Raw genomic sequence first — 16,617 nt, forward strand, 5'->3', positions numbered from 1 at the left:
ATTTCATTCGCCTTCACATACAGTATAATGATCAACATTATGACAAAGAAAAAAGCATACAAACCCGGTTCCGCCACCATTGCGCAAAATAAGCGCGCCCGCCACGAATACTTTATCGAGCAAGAATTCGAAGCAGGCCTGTCTTTGCAAGGTTGGGAGGTCAAGTCTCTTCGTGCTGGTAAAGCCAACATCAGTGATAGCTACGTCACTTTTAGAAACGGTGAAGCTTTCTTGTTTGGGGCAACCATCACGCCGCTTAACGTCGCTTCAACTCATGTTGTCTGCGAACCCATGCGTACACGCAAATTGCTGCTAAATAAGCGCGAGTTGGATTCGCTTATTGGCAAAGTTAACCGCGATGGTTTTACCGTCGTTGCACTTTCCGTCTATTGGAAAAATGCATGGGTTAAAGTGAAAATCGGTGTCGCGAAAGGTAAAAAAGATCACGATAAACGCGATGACATCAAAGATCGTGAATGGCAGCTTGATAAAGCCAGGATAATGAAGCACTCAAATCGTTAAGCCACTGGCTTAACAGACGATAGTTCTGGTATACTACTTAGGTTCTTTGGGGCTGATTCTGGATTCGACGGGATTCGCGAAACCCAAGGTGCATGCCGAGGTGCGGAGGCCTCGTAAAAAACCGCAAAAAAAATAATTGCAAACGACTCGCAATACGAATCTGCTGCTTTAGCAGCTTAATCAGCCTAAGAAACTGAAGATTCCCTCTCTCCCTAGCCTCCGCTCTTAGGACGGGGATCAAGAGAGGTCAAACCCAAAAGAGATCGCGTGGACACCTTGCTTGGGGTGAAAGCGTTAAACCCAATCAAGCTAGTTTGTTAGTAGCGTGTCCGTCCGCAGCTAACCGGCGAATGTAATGACTGGACTAAGCATGTAGTGCCGACGGCGTAGTAATTTCGGACGGGGGTTCAAATCCCCCCAGCTCCACCAAATGATGATCCGGGTATTACCAGATAAGTCCGGAGAAGTACGGAAAGCCCGCACCCCACCTAGGTTTGCGGGCTTTTTTGTTTCTTCAATTTGTCCCGCGAAGTCTGAAGCCAACTAATTAAATCCGAAGCTCTTAGGCACCTCGTAAAGCATTATTGTTTTTGAGGTGCCTAAAACTCTGGAAACTCAGCAATGGAAAGACAAACCCTTATCTACAAAGGAAATCGATCCGCAGGAGCAAAAGCAACTACGTAGCACTCTGGAAGCCAAAACCTATACTTTCAAACTCGCAGCCGAACGTTGGTGGAATGTGAAGAAAACCAGCGTAGCAGAGGGCTATGCGGAAGATATCTTTTGAGGTGCACATAACACCTCACCTTAGCTGAAAAAATTCAATGCACAATCAATGTATTATGCATTATCTGTGTACGTCCCCAGTTTTCCCATTATGACATTCACGGTTTCTTCAATAGCATCATTATTTGAGACGATAAAAACAGGACAGGCTATTTTTTTGAGCCAGTCTGCATGTTTTTGTGCGTTACGGCTCACCTCAACATCCGAATCGTAAGCCTCTGCCCAGTTCAAGAATATCTGGCTTTTTTGCCACATATTACCGCCAGGATAAATGGCCGAACCGTATCTTTCGGTTTCTCGCTCCCGAAGTCGCTCCATTCTCAGATTTTGATCGACTCTGAGCCAGATAACCAAATTAAAGCGAGGTATCAAAAAGTCACCCCATCCGCAGAGCGATCCACTGAGTACCCAGGCCCCGGATTCTGGCAGAGCTTCTAACAATAGTTTTTTCCTATCCGATTCGGGACGGGGATGGCTGTAGGGTACGGAAGAGTCCTGCCAATAAAAGCTATCTGTATCGAAATGCCGAATGCCTGACAATTTTTCTAGTTGGCGGCCAACCGACGTTGTTCCTGAGCCTGATGCGCCTAACAAGTGAATAGCAGTGTTGTGTATCACGTGTCATTTATCCTCACGTAATGGGAAATAACCTCTGGCCGTGGCGGGAGGCAACTGCCAATATTCGTTACTTCCAGTCAGTCTTATGCGGGCCGCTATTGACTGGCTATTTACCACAGGTCACTTAATCACTGATGATCTTTGCATCGATATGCGATTCCATCAACCATACACAAACAGGATTCGTTGATAAAATCAGTGAATACAGTCATCCTCGCGGGGTAGAGCCCATCCGTAAAAAATTCAAGGAAAACTTCACGGGCTCTAGAAAAATCACTCCTGTTCTTAAGATAAAGAGTGATTTGGACTAGATCATTTAAGCCCGCATTCGCTGATTGAAGTGTTTTGGTTAAAGCAGTAAGGGCTGCCCTGGTTTGATGCGTTACGTCAGTTGAGTTATGCCCTCCAGCGTGATGAGAAAGGAAAATAAAATCTCCAGCAATGACACACGCAGGACAAGTGTCATCATGACAGTGCGTTTCTATTCGTTTAATCATACTTAACCCCTCATTTTGCATGGTTAACATTACTGTATATAAAAACAGCACCAAGAGTAAGGTGCTATTATCATAATTGTGAGCTTTCACCATGAACGGTTAAGAATGGAGGGTGTATTTTTGATTGCGCTGGACTCAAAACCTGGAGCCCAGCAAAGAAATAGACGAATCCTTCTATAGATTTGTTCTAGAGGAATCAATACGAAAAGCGGCATTCGCACCCCAAGTTGCCACCGTCAAACTTCCATCAGGGGCGAGTGCCATCCCTACCGGGCTACGCAGACCATCGGCTATCACAGTGCGCTTACCGTTCCTGTCGACGTGACTCACCGTAGTGCCACCATAATCAACGATATAGACTGAATCTGCTCCCGCACGCACGATACCAGGTCCGGGGCTTGCCAGATCGTTGTTAATACTGCGAGCGAGAATATTGCCAGAAACTAAAGAGATACCACCGGCGATATTACTCACCATAAGAGCACCATCAGGCAGTTCGATAGCCCCCACCGGTGTTTGCAGCCCCTCGGCGACCACATCGATTTTACCATCCGGATGAGCCGCCAGTATCTGGTTGGTTCGCCTGTTGGCAATAAGCAAACGGCCCTGCGCATCAAATGATAAGCCAGCCGGTGTTGCAAGCCCTCGGATAAAAACGCTTTGTTTGCCGGAAGGTGTAAAACGCCAAACCAAATCTTCACTGTATGAGGCGACATAAATATCCCCATTAGCTGAGATGGCAAGGCCTGAAGGGCCGTGCAGCCCTTTAGCAAAAACGCTGCGTTGACCATCAGGGCCAAAACGTAGAACAGTACCTGCCGACCAGTTGGCAACATAGAGGTTACCAATGGTATCGTAGGCCATTCCAACCGGAGAACCCAACCCGTCATGGATAAGTACAGGAGCCTGCTGGGCCACTGTTTGAGTCATACTGTCTGCCCGCGCTTGGACAGGTAAGACCGCAAGAACCATGCTGGCAATACTGAGAGTCAATACTAGTTTTACGGTCGTGTTGTTCATTGACCGTCTCCTTGCGCGAATACCTCTTTTGCCGCCGCCAGCCCATTTAGTGCGGCTGGAAATCCTGCATAGACCGCCATCTGCATAATGGTTTCAACAATTTCTGATTGTGTCACCCCCACATTGAGCGCTCCCTGTATATGCACTTTTAGCTGAGGTTGTGCATTGCCAAGTGCCGTGAGTGCAGCCACGACAGCAATCTCTCGGCTTTTAAGATCCAACCCTGGCCTGGAATAAATATCCCCAAATGGGAATTCAATCAGATAGCGAGCGAAGTCTGGAGCGATATCCTGCAAATTTTCCAGTACGTTTTCTCCAGCCTGGCCGTCGATTTCACGTAGTTTTGCTAATCCTTGTTGGTAGCGGTTTTCGGTATTCATTATCATGCCCTTCATCAGAAAACGAATCCGGCGCTAAAGACTGTTCATACGAGCGGTAATACTCGATTTTTGCCTGCAAAGCCTCTGCGGACTGGCGCATCATCTCAATTTCTGCAAGAACCGCTGTTAAGTGCTGTTCCAGCATCTGACGTCGCTCCAATACCGTCTGGTCCCCAGCGCCGCGGAGTTTTGCAAACCTGAGCATCTTGCCGATAGGCATGTTTGTGGTTCGCAATCGCAGCAGGAATTCAATCCAGGCCATGTCCGATATCGCATAACGCCGTTGACCTCCTGGCGCACGTTGAATTGAAGTAATCAACCCGATGCGCTCGTAGTAACGTAAGGTGTAGGCCGTAAGACCCGTGCGACGTGCAACTTCATTAATGTTCAGATTGGATTCCATGGGGTCATCCTAAAAGTTAGAGTGCACTCTAAGTCAAGCGATTTAATCCAGATAAATGTCATGCGAAGCCCTCAATCGTTCTTAGTAAAATTTCTTGAAGTTCACAAACGCTAATATTGGCATTAAGGTCAATTTTTTGTGCCGGCGAAATAAACGTATGCCTATTTTCAGCCAAAATTTATGACACAACATTCAAGGTTATTGATCGACTTAGACTTTTATTCCAATTAATAGCAGTATATTTATTAGACAGTAAAAAGTATAAGGAGAAAACCATGTCACAACATGAACAGTTCTGCCAGGCTTGCGGTATGCCAATGTCAGCAGAAGATGCGCGTAGTGCGAGTGATAAATACTGCGCGTATTGCAGCGACAGTGCCGGTAACCTTAAGTCCTGGGAAGACGCCGTTTCTGGCCTTGCTGTATTTCTCGATTCCTGGCAAAAAGTCGGTTTAAAGGAAGCGCGCAAACGTGCGAAACGCTATCTGACGGCAATGCCCGCTTGGGCACATAAAGCCGATGACTAATCCATCCAGACACATCATTAACAATAATGCTGTGGTCTTACTGCATGAAATCTATGGTATCAATGACCATATCCGGCGCATACGTGATGAGTGGCTAGGGCGAGAGTTCGATGTCTATACACCGGCGCTGTTTCCCCATATGGCCCCTTTCGGCTATGCACAGCAGGATGAAGCTTATCGACATTTCTCAGAGAACGTTGGTTTTAACCCAATCTCAGTGGTTTCACTGTTGTCGGAATTAAGGGAAAAATACACTCGGCTACTGGTTGTGGGTTATAGCGTGGGGGCCACATTGGCATGGTTGGCAGCCAGAAAGGGCTTATGCGATGGCGTTATTTGTTACTATGGTTCCCGGATTCGCCAGCACAGCGATTTTGCCCCCTCCTGCCCCGCTTTAGTTATCATTGCCCGCTACGAACCAGCATTCGATACCGTTGTGATGCAACAAGAACTTCAAAAATTCCCGTCAGTACAGTGTGCTATGTTCGATGCCTATCACGGGTTTTGTGATGCCGACAATCCCGTATTTGATGATGGGCTTGAGCGTCAGGCATCTGCAAAAGTCAGCGCGTTCACGAACACAATTCTCTCAGCAAAACTATTGACTGAATTTGAGTAAACGAGAAGCTATACGGCATCACGATCGTTTATAACGATCAATATGACGTTATTGATCTGCCGAACCCATTGGACGCTATCTATCCCCGCACTTATAGTTGCGTTGTACACACCTCATACCTCCAACACCGGGGAGCAATGTCTTGGTCTGTACTCGGGCCTGCTTGCAGGCCTTTCTTTTATCCTCAGTGCTGTCCCACCTATCTTAGTAGATGACATTATTGGTGGAAACATAGAGCTGAGCCTTAACCTCCACGCTAGGCCTTCTCTAAAGAATGATGCACATAGGGGTGCCTGATACGGGGTCAGGATGAATCTCAGCCTCAACCCCAAATACCTGTTTTAGATTTTCCGGTGTAATCACTTCTTCAGGGGTGCCTTCGGCGACAATACTTCCTGCCGACATCATCACCAAGTGGTCACAATAGCGACTGGCCTGATTGAGATCATGCAACACAGTAATCAGTGTTTTCCCTTGCAGATTCAAGCGTCTCAACAAGGCCATCAACTCAGCTTGATGATTTATATCCAGATAAGTCGTTGGCTCATCGAGTAAAATCAGTGGGGTGTTCTGGGCAAGTGTCATTGCGAGAAAAGCACGTTGGCGCTGTCCACCAGAAAGCTCGCTGACCCGCGTTTTAGCGAATTCAATGATATGCGCATCCTCCATTGCCTGCTTAATCAAACGGCGATCGGCACGACTAAGCCGCCCCCAGACACCCAACCACGGGCTACGTCCGTAACTGACCAGCTCTTCGACGTCTATTCCTTCAGGTATCACGTGTTGTTGAGGTAATAGGGCTGAGCCCTGCGCCAGTGCTCGCATTGATAATGAAGTAATATCTTGGCCGTTACATGTGATTTGACCTGAAGATGGCGTGACCAAACGCGAGAAACACTTCAATAGCGTTGATTTACCGCAGCCATTCGGGCCAACCAGCGCTGTTATCTTGTTAGCGGGAAGCTGAAGTGAGATGCCCTTCAAAATAGAGCGATTGCCATAACCGGCATAGAGATTATCAGCGTTGAGTATCATCGTCAGCGAGTTCTCATGAGTAACCAGAAAAAGTAAGGAGCACCAATCACGGCAGTAAAAATACCGGCTGGAAGTTCAAGCGGAGGGGCAAGTGTCCGTGCTAATAAGTCTGAAAGTAACAGGATTAACGATCCTATCAGCATGCTGGCGGGTAACATCCACCGGTGACGACCACCCACCAGGCGACGCGCTAAATGGGGCGCAACCAGGCCAATAAAACTAATCGGTCCGCATATCGCCACACTCACAGCCGCCAGCGCGACAGCCAATAGCAGTGACAGCGAAACAACCCATCTGACTGATGTACCAAGCGTCGCGGCGCTCACTTCCCCCAGAGCCATGACATCCAAACTACGGCACAGGCCAAAACTCAAGGGAAGAAGCAATAGTAACCAGGGAAGCGCAACATAGATAAAGCTCCATCCTCGCCCCCAGAGACTTCCCGTCAGCCATAACAGTGCGGTATTTATCTCTAGTGGGTGAGAAAGCATGATGAAATCGGTGAGGCTGGCATAAAGTGCGGTCAGTGCCACCCCCGTCAGTGCCAGACGCACGGGAGGAGATGTTCTACCGGCAGCCAAACGCAGCAATATAAAAGCCAAAAGCCCCCCGACAAATGCCAACGGAGGTAGCCACATAACTGATAGCGCCGGAAATAATGTCAGTGCAATGACGGATGTCAAACCCGCCGCATGATTCACGCCGAGAATATCCGGTGAGGCTAAAGGATTGCGGATAACGCCTTGCACTAATACGCCTGAAACGGCCAGTGAGGCTCCAACCACCAGCGCTAACAGCGTACGGGGCAGTCGATAGTCATAAAGTGTGAAATGGTGGCTGTCCTGCACGTTAAAGGCTGAGACAATTTGTCGCCATCCTAATGTCTGAGTACCAAAACTAAGCGAGCAATACACCGCGAGCAGAAGCAGCAACACCATGACGCCACAGGTTAGGCTTTGTTTCTTCATCCGCGCGTCCTCACTAGCCATACGAAGAATGGCGCGCCAATCAGCGCCAACATCGCACCTGCGGGCAGTTCACGAGGCCAACCCAGTGCACGGGCTAACAAGTCGGCCAATAGCATCAAAATTGCCCCTAATAGCATACTCATCGGCAGACTTTTTCTGAGGTCATAACCTACCCAGTAGCGCGCCATATGCGGGACAAGTAGGCCAATAAAGGCCAGTGGCCCCGCCACGCTTACGCACGTGCCGACCAGCAACAAAACGAGCAGATTAATGTAAAGTTTTAGTCGCCACAGATTGACGCCCAGTGAATGAGCACTTTGATCGCCAACTTGCAGCAAATTGATACGACTTGCGAGCAACTGGGCTAGAGGCGCGGCAATCAGGAGTAGTGGAAATAAGCGCCAAAACTCAGGCCAGCGAACGTTAGCCACGCCCCCCGCTAACCAATGCAGGATACCGTAGGCATTATCTTCCGAAAGGATAAGCGTTGCTTTTGTCAGCGCAGCACAAAGGGCCGAGACGGCCACTCCAGCTAAAATAAGGCGGCTGCGATCGCCTGACTGAGACCACCCTGCCCCTAATAGCATCACGATACCCCAACTCATGCCGCCCCCGATTGCTGCTGCGAGCGATAGACTCACGCCGGACATCCAAGCAGGACTCAACGCAGTCAGGATCACCATACCCAGTGAAGCTCCTGCATTAATGCCCAGCAGGGAAGGTGAAGCCAGCGGATTGCGAGTCAGCGACTGCAAGAGTGAACCGGATAACGCCAGACTTGCGCCGAGCAGCAGTGCGACCAAGCTGCGAGGCAAACGAATGCTACGGACCAACGTTTGCGGCAATGATGGAGGTTCCCCTGGTAGTAATGCGCGTAATGCCTGAGTTGCTGAAATAGGAATGGCTGACCAACAAAATAACGTTAGCCAAAAGACGAGGGCCAAGAGCAGCAAAGGCAATGCCCAGCGCCATGGAGTGGTCAGTCGATGCTGAGCAATCATGGCTCACTAACGACGGCTTGATGGTTAAAAATGTTCACCAGATCAGCAGCGATATGTTCGGCGGCAAACAGACCGCGCATTCTTGCCCAGACATTGCTGTCTACCGCAGCCACCTGATCTTTTTGCGCCGCAGTCATCGCCTGCCACAATGAATCTTGTTGCCAACGTCGCACTACACTCTCCTGACGATAATGCGCCACAATCAGCCAGTCTGGATTGATTGCCAGTAACTGTTCTAGGCTGATATTAGCCAGTGGTTGGTGACCCGTTGGACCCACCACATTTAATCCCAGTGCATTAAGCACGCTTCCGGTATAGGAATCGAGGGTATGCACATTAAATTGCTGCTCGCGTGAGGTACCAAACATCACACTCGCCCCCGCCGGTAAGCGGTTGGCAAAGGCTTGCATACGTTGGTGATGCAGCGCCAGTCTTTGCTGCATTTCTGCCGTTTTACCCATAACTTGACCAATAATGACTGCTGATTGCAGATTTTCGTCATAAGTTTCGGCGCGAGATTTCAGCAGCAGTGTTGGGGCAATACCTCGGAGAGTGGTGTATATGCCAGCATGACGACTGCTGTCGGCAATGATTAAGTCGGGCTTTAGCGCTGCAATGGCTTCAAGGCTTGGCTGTGAACGCGTTCCTACCGATGCCCATGGCTGAATATGTTGGCGAATCTCACTCAGAATACGTTGAGGGTCATTATCATCCGCCACCCCAACAGGGCTAATATCAATCGCGGCAAGCGCATCAACAAATGACAATTCCAATACCACTACTCGTTTAGGAACCGTGTTCAACGTAAACGAGCCTTGCTGATCGGTCACGGTCACTGCCTGCGCGAAGTTAACCAGCCCGATGGACAGACAAGCAGAAAAGAAAAAGCGAAAAATCAATGACATTGTGTACTCCTGGCGATTCTGTCGAAACCAAAAAGCACACCGCTATCTGAACAGCGGTGTGCCTGAAAAGGCCATTTGGCGTTTTAGAATTTCAACGATCCCTGAACATAGATAGTACGCGGCTGACCGGCGTAGAGACCTTTGTTGTTATCGTCATAGGCACGGGTGAAATAGGCTTGATCGAAGATATTTTTCAGACCGACAGCAAGATTCAAATTGGCCATCTGTGGACCAAAATCGTAGTTCGCACGCACGCCCCAGAGCATGAAGCCAGGAATACGACCGGTGCTGCCGTCTGCACTTTCGGCGACAGTATTCGCGTTATCAGCGAATTGGCTAGATTGATATTCACTGTTGAGGTTAAAGGTCCAACTGCCTGGTGTGTAGTCCACGCCCAGCGTACCTTTATGCTTTGGCGAAAATGGCACTTGATTGCCTTTATAGGCTCCATCTTCACGGATCACCGCATTGATGTAGGCATAGCTGGCGTAGGCACTGATATTTTCCAGCTTGGGTGATAACGTTGATAAATCGTAGCGAATCTGACTTTCGAGGCCGGTGTGACGCGTTTTGCCGCGTGCAGTGACGCTGTCCGTCACCTGATTGGAGTCATATTGGTTGTTAAAGTTAATCAGAAACAGCCCAGCTTCAGCTTGAACTTCACCGTTATCAAACCGAGAACCCAACTCCCACGTACGCGCTTTTTCAGGCTCAATATTACCGCTGTCTACAGCCTTACCAATTTGGCTATATTGCACCGTACCAAATGAACCTTCTGTATTGGCATACAGATTCCATGCGCTGTTGAGGCGATAAACGATGTTCAGTGCAGGCAGCGGAGCATTGTAGCTAATCTCCTGCTTAGTTTTTTTAATGTAATTATTTTGATAAGACTGAATGTGCTCGTAGCGCATCCCGGGGGTAATGGTCCAATCGCCAATATCAATGCGGTCGTCGATATACCAAGCGTTAGCCTGCGTCCCAGACTGGGTATCTCGGTCATAGGGGCTGTTCGTGCTCGGTAAAATACCGGTTGAGGCGAGGCTGGTATAGCGTAATTCGTGGCTTGATTCGCTGACATAGCGGTAGCCGATCCCCACTTCATGCGCCGATTCACCTAAGTTAAAACTTTGGCTGTAGCGCGGCTCAATGCCACGAACCCAGTATTCACGCGGTGAGAGGGTTAAGTTCTTGCCCTGATCCAAAAAACCGCTTCGTAACGTATAAGTATAGAAACTCTGGACGTTAAATTTTTGTTGGGCATCAGGTTGGTATTGATAGCCGAAATTAGCCAGTTGGCGACGGCCCCAGAATTTATCGTATGGGCGTGTTGATTGGAAACGGTCAGCATTGTAGTTCGCCCGCGACAAGCCGCCAGGCATATCGGCACGACCTTCATAATATTGCAGCAGACTGTTAAAAGTGTGCACGTCGTTGGGTGCATAGCGCGTTTTCAGCATCACATCATCAATTTTGGTTGAGCTGTGCTCACGCCAGTCGCTACCACGTGTGCCAGAGTAAAGTAGTGCGCCGCCAAAACCGTTATCAGCAGTGCCACCGATCATCAGGTTGCTGGTGCCTTTGGGGTGATTCTGGCTTGATGATGGGCTGAGTTGGCCTTCCATTCCGGCTTCAATCGCGAAATCTTTCGGGATCGCGCGTGTCACAAAGTTAACGACTCCGCCCACACTTTGCGGTCCATAACGAACTGCGCCGCCGCCACGTACCACATCGATCGCATCCATATTGCCCAATGAGATCGGCGCTAAAGATAATTGGGGTTGCCCGTAAGGCGCGAAAGGTACCGGGATCCCATCCATTAACACCGTTGAACGGCTAGCCAAACGCGGGTTTAGGCCGCGAATACCGAAGTTCATCGCCATATCATGACTACCGGTACCGTTATTTTCTGGAGCATAGACACCGGGGATACGATTTAATACGTCGCGCGCACGAGTGGCCCCTACTTTGGCAAAGTCTTCACGGCGAATAACATCCCGTGCGCCACCATGTTCAAAAACATCGTTTTCTCGGGCGCTGCCTAACCAGTCACCGACAACGGTCATTGACTCTTCTTTTGCCGCAGGGGTTAACTCTAGCGTAAAGGCATTATTACCCAGCGATTTTGGCTGCAACCCGCTGCCGGAAAGAAGTTTTTCTAACCCACCAGCCACGTCATATTGCCCGGTAAGACCGGTAGTTTTTTTACCACGGGTTAACGAAGCATCAACTGACAGCGTCATCGATGACTGCGCTGCAAAGTGGTTGAGCGCAGAATCTAAATCCCCCGCGGGTATCTGATATTGCTGTTGAGTGGTTGCTTGCTGTGTGGTGGCCGCATAAGTTGCTGGCACTAACACCACCAGCGGAATGATGGCGCATTGGATAGCCAGAACCAAAGGTGTTGTCTTCAAGGTGTGAATTGCGCGAACGCATAAATCAGGCATACCGTCTCCATGAGAAGTTATTTTTATGTGGTGTTAATTAGGAGTCGGATGAGAAATTAAAAAGGACAATCGAGAATGATTTTATTTATCATCAAGCTGCGACAACTTTAACCCAATATCGGGTAACTGATTGAATTTTGATAGGAAGTGTTTGCGCGAGCACATCCAATATGCGGTCGGTATCTTTTAGCGGGAAGGTACCACTAACACGTAAGTGAGCCACTTCTGGCGAACAAGTGATACTACCGTGACGATAGCGGGCGATTTCTTCAATGACCTGTGAAAGCGGTCTGTCGCTGACGGTCAGTACACCATGTGTCCAATCAGCACTGTTAGATTCCGCTGCCATAAGTTCGCCGAATCTATCGGCTGTGAAGCTTACCTGTTGGCCTTGAGAAACAATCAATGTCGTCTCAGGTGCATTGCGCAGGCTAATTTCTACTGCATGCTGTTGTACTGCCAGCACAGTTTCATCCCCAAGGGCGCGGACAGTAAATTGTGTGCCGAGCGCACGTAACTTGCCCTGTGCGGTGGAAACCAAAAATGGGCGCGGTATGGGGGACGGATCACTTGCGGTGCGAATGGCGATTTCCCCCTGATAAAGCAGGATCATTCTTTGCTGTGCCGTAAACTGAAGGTCTGCGGCAGTGGCGGTATTCATGACCACCAGCGAACCATCGCTGAGACGAAGTGGCTTGATCTCCCCTGTTGCAGTACGCAACTCGGCTCGATATCCCAAAGCCGCCGGTGATTGCCATAACCGCCAACTGGCTCCAACCCCCAACAATACCAGCAAACTTTTCAACACCCGCCTGCGCGTCACTGCGACTTGCTGGTTTGCATTATTGAGCACCTGATAGCTCATTTTCCCAGGCATGGCTTGTAATTGCCCTTGCAGAGCTTCTACCTTGCTCCATGCCCAGCGGTGATCAGCATGCTGCTCGAGCCACCGCTGCCATTGCTGATTCTGCCGCGCGGTGACATCTTCTGCCCCCAGAACCGCAAACCAATGCGCCGCCTGACTCAACGCCTGACGCTGATTCTCAGTGATGATACTGGCGGCCATCAACTGGCCTGCTCGAGGCTGAAAAGCAGACAGTGTTCTGTCGCTTTAGCGATATATTTTTTCACCGAACTCACTGAAACGTCGAGCTTAATAGCAATATCGGCATAAGGCATTCCTTCGAGTTGGGAGAGCAGAAACGCCTGACGTAATTTGCTGCTGAGCTTATCCAGCATGGTGTCTATCTGTTGCAGCGTTTCCCGCCAACATTGCTGTTGTTCGGGCGAAGGGTGTGTTTCTTCCGGCATTAAGGCCAGCATATCAAGCCACGCCTGCTCCAGCGCATTACGACGGAAAAAGTCGATCATCACGCGTTTCGCTACCGTGCTCAAAAAAGCTTTCGGCTCTCGTATCTGCGCGACGGAACCGCCGGTGAGTATGCGCATGAAAGTATCTTGCGCCAGATCCTCAGCATCGAAAGCTGACCCCAGCCTGCGATGAAGCCAGTTTTTCAGCCAGCGATGATGCGAGCTGTAAAGACTTGCCAATGGATCGGCTAAAGTGGACATAAGAAGTGACTTTCATCAGTAGAGTAGAAACGCAGGATGATAATTGAGAATAGTTATCATTACAATAAAATTGCGCGTTTCTGACTATCAATTTAAGTCACTATCAGTCAATTTAAGCCACTCTCACTCAATTTAAACTACCCTCTTTGCACTTAAGCCACTAAGCGTTGAAATCCAGAACACGACCATCAGCTAAGTTGGCCCGCAGGCTATGGGCTGCGATACCGTTGAACGCACGGTCAGAAAAATTGGCAATCAATACTGAGCCGTCGCTGAATGTCGTTTGTTGAACCCAACCTGCTGGATCTAACCAGCGAAAATCTGTGAGCCTCTTGTTCCAAAGTATTTGATGCAGAGGACGGAACTTAGCATCGGCTTTGATGATTTCAGGTAAACGCGCATTGAGGGTGCTACGACTGAGATTGAACAATGGGGGCGTGTTGTATAACTGGCTGAGTAACTCACGCGTTGTTTTAACGTCACTAAATTTGAGGTTGTCGTAGGTCCAGTGATGAGTGCTGATGACCGAGTCATGAAAAACGGCCTGATACAAAGGAATACGATAACGTGGGTCAAACTCGACGGTAAGATAAGGTTGTTTCACCTTTGCTGGTTTAAAGAAGGTCGCTGGTTGAGCGTTGGGCCACCAAGCCCCTAGATAGTAAGGCGATTTTTTGTTCTGGCGCATGTCTTTATCGCCCCAGCCAAATCCCCAAGTCTCCATGCCGTGTGCAAACATGATGTGACGGGCAGTCACCGCATTACCGTCTTCAGATCCTAACGGTAATTTGAGCGTATTGCTGTACCAAGCCATACGAGCATTGCGCGCATCGGCCATCTGAGCAGCGCCGGTAGGATGTTCGGGTTGGTAATCGTCTGACACCATGCCGGTGCCATCAACGTCGAGAAACAGGCTGTTTAGTCCAGCCAATTTTGTTAATTCCTGCATACGTTGCTGCGAATAAGGGAGTACACAGCCGGGATTGAGGTAGTAACCCTCCCCACCAAAACCCGGTTTTTTGCTGCCATCAGCCTTTACTATGGCGCATTTTTCCCGAATTTCAGTCGGTAATTGGGCTGTCAGCCAACTGTCGTTGACACCCAGCGGAATGCCCGTGTCGTAGGAGTCATAACTCGCGATTAGATAACCTGACTTTATCGCATTCGCGACGGCTTCTGGGTGTAGGAACTCAGCAGTCCAGTTATCCGTACCTAGCCATAATCTGGCTAAGCCTGCCTTATGCAATGATTCAATGACCGGCTTAGACAGCCCAAGCCCCCAGCTATCAGGGGAAGTCAGATAAGCGCCAAGCTGGGATTGTGCCAGTTGGCGTACTTTAACCGCTTGCTGCTGTTGTGCCTGTAGGAACGTATCCTGTTCCGGCGAAGCATTAAGGGGAACCTGTGCGACAAGCGCATTATTGATAGATTCAATCAATGATTGCTGCTGCCAGCCTTCAGGCTCGCGCCCTTGCCATTGCTGCAACGCTTTTTTGGCTTCAGTATCCAAGTGCCGCCATAGGGCTGCCCCAGCGGGCGTTTGCAGATAACTCGCCAGCCCTACCCAATCTTTCACATCTTCCTGCGCCAGCAACATACTGCCCCACAGATAGATATGCGTTGCACCTATCAGTTTTTTGCCCTCAGGCGCTATCTTGATCTTATCTTCCAGCGAACTGAACTGGCCGCTTTGTTGCAGGTACTCACAATAACGTATCGCACCGGAGAGTGGCGTGGTGCCAACATGCAGTAAAACCTCGAAAGGTTGCTGCTGGTTAAAGCGATTAAACTCATGGTTGCTTTGCATCTGTAAATGCTTGTCAGCCTGACTGAAAGTGACCTGATTACTAAAGGGAGTGAGGAGTAGCCAACTGTAGAATTTCCCGTTCTGTTCTTGGCTCCACAGTGGCAATTTCAGATCAAAGTTCGTGTCTAGTGGGGTCTGCTCGTCAACCAGATAGGATTGCCAAACGGGGCTATCAAGGGGAATTCGGCTGCCTTCCCCCAGAGGAAGCAACAGCACTTTGGCTTGTGAAGGTAAGCTGAACCAGCTCAGTATTTGTGGTTGCTCGCTACTGAAGCTTAAACGAAGGTCATCACCTTCCAGTTTAGCGCTAACATGCATACGGTGCTGCGGCCAGTACCAGTTTGCCAAGACAGCGGAAGAGGTTAACTCACTCACTTTTTGTGATGTTTGAGGCGAGTTTACCACTGCATCGCCAGCACTAATTTGGAGTGTTGCGGGATCAATATCGAACAGTGCCGTCCCTTGTTGTAACCGAACGGCACTCGCGGGTAAGCAATAAAACAGAAAGAGGCTGGCGAGCGAAGCAATACATAAACAAGACTTTCTCATGACTTTATTTGCACCACAATAGAATGGATTTAATCCTAGGCTACAGTGCAAATTATAAACTGCTCGTTAATAGCGTGGATGTAAATGGTGTTATTGCGTAGCTTCTTTATAGAAACACACGCTGAGTGATTCATTTATTATTGGCCGATAAGCGGGATGTCATTCAACAATCCAAATAGGATCCTAATCGATAACCGCGTTGTTTGATAGCCTGTTTTAGCGCTGACGAGGTGAGAACATCGAGTTCACTCAGTCGCGGATAGCAGTAACCACTGGTCATCAGGGTTTTATCAACAAATGCCGGGTGGCACATCACTTCCAGCGAACGAAACCCTTGCTGATCCGCCAGATCCAATCGCTGTAAAAATGTTTGTTCCGAGAGATCTTCGCCATAAAAACCCGCATCAAACCAATCAGTGCTGCGTGGCTCATTGAGCGTAATGCCATGTTGCTGCGCTTCGTGACGATCAATACGTAATGCGACTGACTTTTCGCGCGCAAAAGCCTCAACCAATGGATAAATTTGCGGCAGCATATGGACGTGGTGATGGCTGTCGATATGGGTTGGCGAGCGGTCAAAAATAGCAACAAATTGATCAAATTGGGCCGCGAGTTCCTGTGCGATCTCAGCCAAATTTAACGTGCCAGCTTCAGCACGTTGCCACAACACTTTGCTCAGTAGGCCATTGGCATCCACTAACGATGGCATGGCGGTTAATGACCGACCATAGGTCAACACAAAATGCATCCCAATAGGCAATGCTGGATTTTGCCGGCTCAACTCTGCTGCATGATGAATATCCGCACAGTTCATCATTGCAGTGGTCGATGAGACGATACCATGGCGGAATGCATCAATAATTCCATAATTTTGGCCTTTGCATAGACCAAAATCATCCGCATTAACAATAAGTAACTTTTCCATCAATGGTGCCTTATATGCTATTCCGGTGAGTAAAAT

At 49.1% G+C, this 16,617-nt stretch carries 17 protein-coding genes, 1 other RNA gene and 1 pseudogene; 5 read left to right on the forward strand and 14 right to left on the reverse strand.

The features are described from left to right. Positions 1–39 precede the first annotated feature (39 nt). The 3 genes and pseudogenes from smpB to BN68_RS16280 all read left to right on the forward strand — a co-directional run. On the forward strand, positions 40–522 hold the full coding sequence (smpB, locus tag BN68_RS16275) for an SsrA-binding protein SmpB (protein ID WP_042806903.1): 483 nt from the start codon (positions 40–42) through the stop codon (positions 520–522). Positions 523–570: 48 nt separating this feature from the next. Beyond that, positions 571–951: a transfer-messenger RNA gene (ssrA, locus tag BN68_RS23420) on the forward strand. A gap of 214 nt (positions 952–1,165) precedes the next feature. Further along, a pseudogene (locus tag BN68_RS16280) lies at positions 1,166–1,306 on the forward strand (integrase); the annotation flags it as partial. Between the two features lie 56 nt (positions 1,307–1,362). Here BN68_RS16280 and BN68_RS16285 read toward each other — a convergent pair. From BN68_RS16285 to BN68_RS16305, 5 genes are all read right to left on the reverse strand, one after another. Further along, positions 1,363–1,926, reverse strand: a complete 564-nt coding sequence (locus BN68_RS16285) for an AAA family ATPase (protein WP_042806866.1) — start codon at positions 1,924–1,926, stop codon at positions 1,363–1,365. A gap of 128 nt (positions 1,927–2,054) precedes the next feature. Beyond that, complete coding sequence (locus BN68_RS16290; RefSeq protein ID WP_315850421.1) at positions 2,055–2,516, reverse strand: RidA family protein; 462 nt, start codon at positions 2,514–2,516, stop codon at positions 2,055–2,057. A gap of 81 nt (positions 2,517–2,597) precedes the next feature. Next, complete coding sequence (locus BN68_RS16295) at positions 2,598–3,443, reverse strand: Vgb family protein (protein ID WP_019212237.1); 846 nt, start codon at positions 3,441–3,443, stop codon at positions 2,598–2,600. After that, a complete protein-coding gene (locus tag BN68_RS16300) occupies positions 3,440–3,823 on the reverse strand; it encodes a carboxymuconolactone decarboxylase family protein (protein ID WP_019212238.1) in 384 nt (127 codons plus the stop codon). The genes BN68_RS16295 and BN68_RS16300 overlap by 4 nt, the downstream gene beginning before the upstream one ends. After that, positions 3,777–4,226, reverse strand: coding sequence for a MerR family transcriptional regulator (locus tag BN68_RS16305; RefSeq protein ID WP_019212239.1), 450 nt, complete (start codon positions 4,224–4,226; stop codon positions 3,777–3,779). Before BN68_RS16305 ends, BN68_RS16300 begins: the two co-directional genes overlap by 47 nt. Positions 4,227–4,501: 275 nt before the next feature. On the opposite strand from BN68_RS16305, the gene BN68_RS16310 reads away from it, so the two are divergent. Then, positions 4,502–4,753 (forward strand): zinc ribbon domain-containing protein, encoded by a 252-nt coding sequence (locus tag BN68_RS16310; RefSeq protein ID WP_019212240.1) that lies wholly within the window; start codon positions 4,502–4,504, stop codon positions 4,751–4,753. Beyond that, positions 4,746–5,372 carry a dienelactone hydrolase family protein gene (locus tag BN68_RS16315; RefSeq protein ID WP_019212241.1) on the forward strand — a complete coding sequence of 209 codons (627 nt, stop codon included), beginning with the start codon at positions 4,746–4,748 and terminating at the stop codon, positions 5,370–5,372. Before BN68_RS16310 ends, BN68_RS16315 begins: the two co-directional genes overlap by 8 nt. Positions 5,373–5,639: 267 nt before the next feature. On the opposite strand, the gene fecE is transcribed toward BN68_RS16315, so the two are convergent. From fecE to chbG, 9 genes are all read right to left on the reverse strand, one after another. Next, complete coding sequence (fecE, locus tag BN68_RS16320) at positions 5,640–6,407, reverse strand: Fe(3+) dicitrate ABC transporter ATP-binding protein FecE (RefSeq protein WP_019212242.1); 768 nt, start codon at positions 6,405–6,407, stop codon at positions 5,640–5,642. Between the two features lie 2 nt (positions 6,408–6,409). Further along, positions 6,410–7,375, reverse strand: coding sequence for a Fe(3+) dicitrate ABC transporter permease subunit FecD (fecD, locus tag BN68_RS16325; protein ID WP_019212243.1), 966 nt, complete (start codon positions 7,373–7,375; stop codon positions 6,410–6,412). Next, on the reverse strand, positions 7,372–8,376 hold the full coding sequence (fecC, locus tag BN68_RS16330; RefSeq protein ID WP_019212244.1) for an iron-dicitrate ABC transporter permease FecC: 1,005 nt from the start codon (positions 8,374–8,376) through the stop codon (positions 7,372–7,374). The genes fecD and fecC overlap by 4 nt, the downstream gene beginning before the upstream one ends. Beyond that, positions 8,373–9,281 carry a Fe(3+) dicitrate ABC transporter substrate-binding protein FecB gene (locus BN68_RS16335; RefSeq protein WP_019212245.1) on the reverse strand — a complete coding sequence of 303 codons (909 nt, stop codon included), beginning with the start codon at positions 9,279–9,281 and terminating at the stop codon, positions 8,373–8,375. The genes fecC and BN68_RS16335 overlap by 4 nt, the downstream gene beginning before the upstream one ends. A gap of 83 nt (positions 9,282–9,364) precedes the next feature. Further along, on the reverse strand, positions 9,365–11,728 hold the full coding sequence (gene fecA, locus BN68_RS16340; protein ID WP_019212246.1) for a TonB-dependent Fe(3+) dicitrate receptor FecA: 2,364 nt from the start codon (positions 11,726–11,728) through the stop codon (positions 9,365–9,367). Between the two features lie 91 nt (positions 11,729–11,819). After that, complete coding sequence (gene fecR, locus BN68_RS16345) at positions 11,820–12,794, reverse strand: ferric citrate uptake sigma factor regulator FecR (RefSeq protein ID WP_019212247.1); 975 nt, start codon at positions 12,792–12,794, stop codon at positions 11,820–11,822. Beyond that, positions 12,794–13,300, reverse strand: a complete 507-nt coding sequence (gene fecI / locus BN68_RS16350) for a ferric citrate uptake sigma factor FecI (RefSeq protein ID WP_019212248.1) — start codon at positions 13,298–13,300, stop codon at positions 12,794–12,796. Before fecI ends, fecR begins: the two co-directional genes overlap by 1 nt. A 160-nt stretch (positions 13,301–13,460) precedes the next feature. Continuing rightward, positions 13,461–15,656 carry a glycoside hydrolase gene (locus BN68_RS16355; protein WP_019212249.1) on the reverse strand — a complete coding sequence of 732 codons (2,196 nt, stop codon included), beginning with the start codon at positions 15,654–15,656 and terminating at the stop codon, positions 13,461–13,463. 163 nt (positions 15,657–15,819) lie between these two features. Further along, a complete protein-coding gene (gene chbG / locus BN68_RS16360) occupies positions 15,820–16,581 on the reverse strand; it encodes a chitin disaccharide deacetylase (protein WP_042806868.1) in 762 nt (253 codons plus the stop codon). Positions 16,582–16,617 lie beyond the last annotated feature (36 nt).

It is taken from the genome of Yersinia massiliensis CCUG 53443, from assembly GCF_000312485.1.
GTDB lineage: Bacteria > Pseudomonadota > Gammaproteobacteria > Enterobacterales > Enterobacteriaceae > Yersinia > Yersinia massiliensis.

Coding starts and splice junctions, on each gene's coding strand:
- smpB (WP_042806903.1), top strand. CDS start 40: ATGACAAAGAAAAAAGCATACAAACCCGGTTCCGCCACCATTGCGCAA.
- BN68_RS16290 (WP_315850421.1), bottom strand. CDS start 2,516: ATGGTGAAAGCTCACAATTATGATAATAGCACCTTACTCTTGGTGCTG.
- BN68_RS16295 (WP_019212237.1), bottom strand. CDS start 3,443: ATGAACAACACGACCGTAAAACTAGTATTGACTCTCAGTATTGCCAGC.
- BN68_RS16300 (WP_019212238.1), bottom strand. CDS start 3,823: ATGAATACCGAAAACCGCTACCAACAAGGATTAGCAAAACTACGTGAA.
- BN68_RS16305 (WP_019212239.1), bottom strand. CDS start 4,226: ATGGAATCCAATCTGAACATTAATGAAGTTGCACGTCGCACGGGTCTT.
- BN68_RS16310 (WP_019212240.1), top strand. CDS start 4,502: ATGTCACAACATGAACAGTTCTGCCAGGCTTGCGGTATGCCAATGTCA.
- BN68_RS16315 (WP_019212241.1), top strand. CDS start 4,746: ATGACTAATCCATCCAGACACATCATTAACAATAATGCTGTGGTCTTA.
- fecE (WP_019212242.1), bottom strand. CDS start 6,407: ATGATACTCAACGCTGATAATCTCTATGCCGGTTATGGCAATCGCTCT.
- fecD (WP_019212243.1), bottom strand. CDS start 7,375: ATGAAGAAACAAAGCCTAACCTGTGGCGTCATGGTGTTGCTGCTTCTG.
- fecC (WP_019212244.1), bottom strand. CDS start 8,376: ATGATTGCTCAGCATCGACTGACCACTCCATGGCGCTGGGCATTGCCT.
- BN68_RS16335 (WP_019212245.1), bottom strand. CDS start 9,281: ATGTCATTGATTTTTCGCTTTTTCTTTTCTGCTTGTCTGTCCATCGGG.
- fecA (WP_019212246.1), bottom strand. CDS start 11,728: ATGCCTGATTTATGCGTTCGCGCAATTCACACCTTGAAGACAACACCT.
- fecR (WP_019212247.1), bottom strand. CDS start 12,794: ATGGCCGCCAGTATCATCACTGAGAATCAGCGTCAGGCGTTGAGTCAG.
- fecI (WP_019212248.1), bottom strand. CDS start 13,300: ATGTCCACTTTAGCCGATCCATTGGCAAGTCTTTACAGCTCGCATCAT.
- BN68_RS16355 (WP_019212249.1), bottom strand. CDS start 15,656: ATGAGAAAGTCTTGTTTATGTATTGCTTCGCTCGCCAGCCTCTTTCTG.
- chbG (WP_042806868.1), bottom strand. CDS start 16,581: ATGGAAAAGTTACTTATTGTTAATGCGGATGATTTTGGTCTATGCAAA.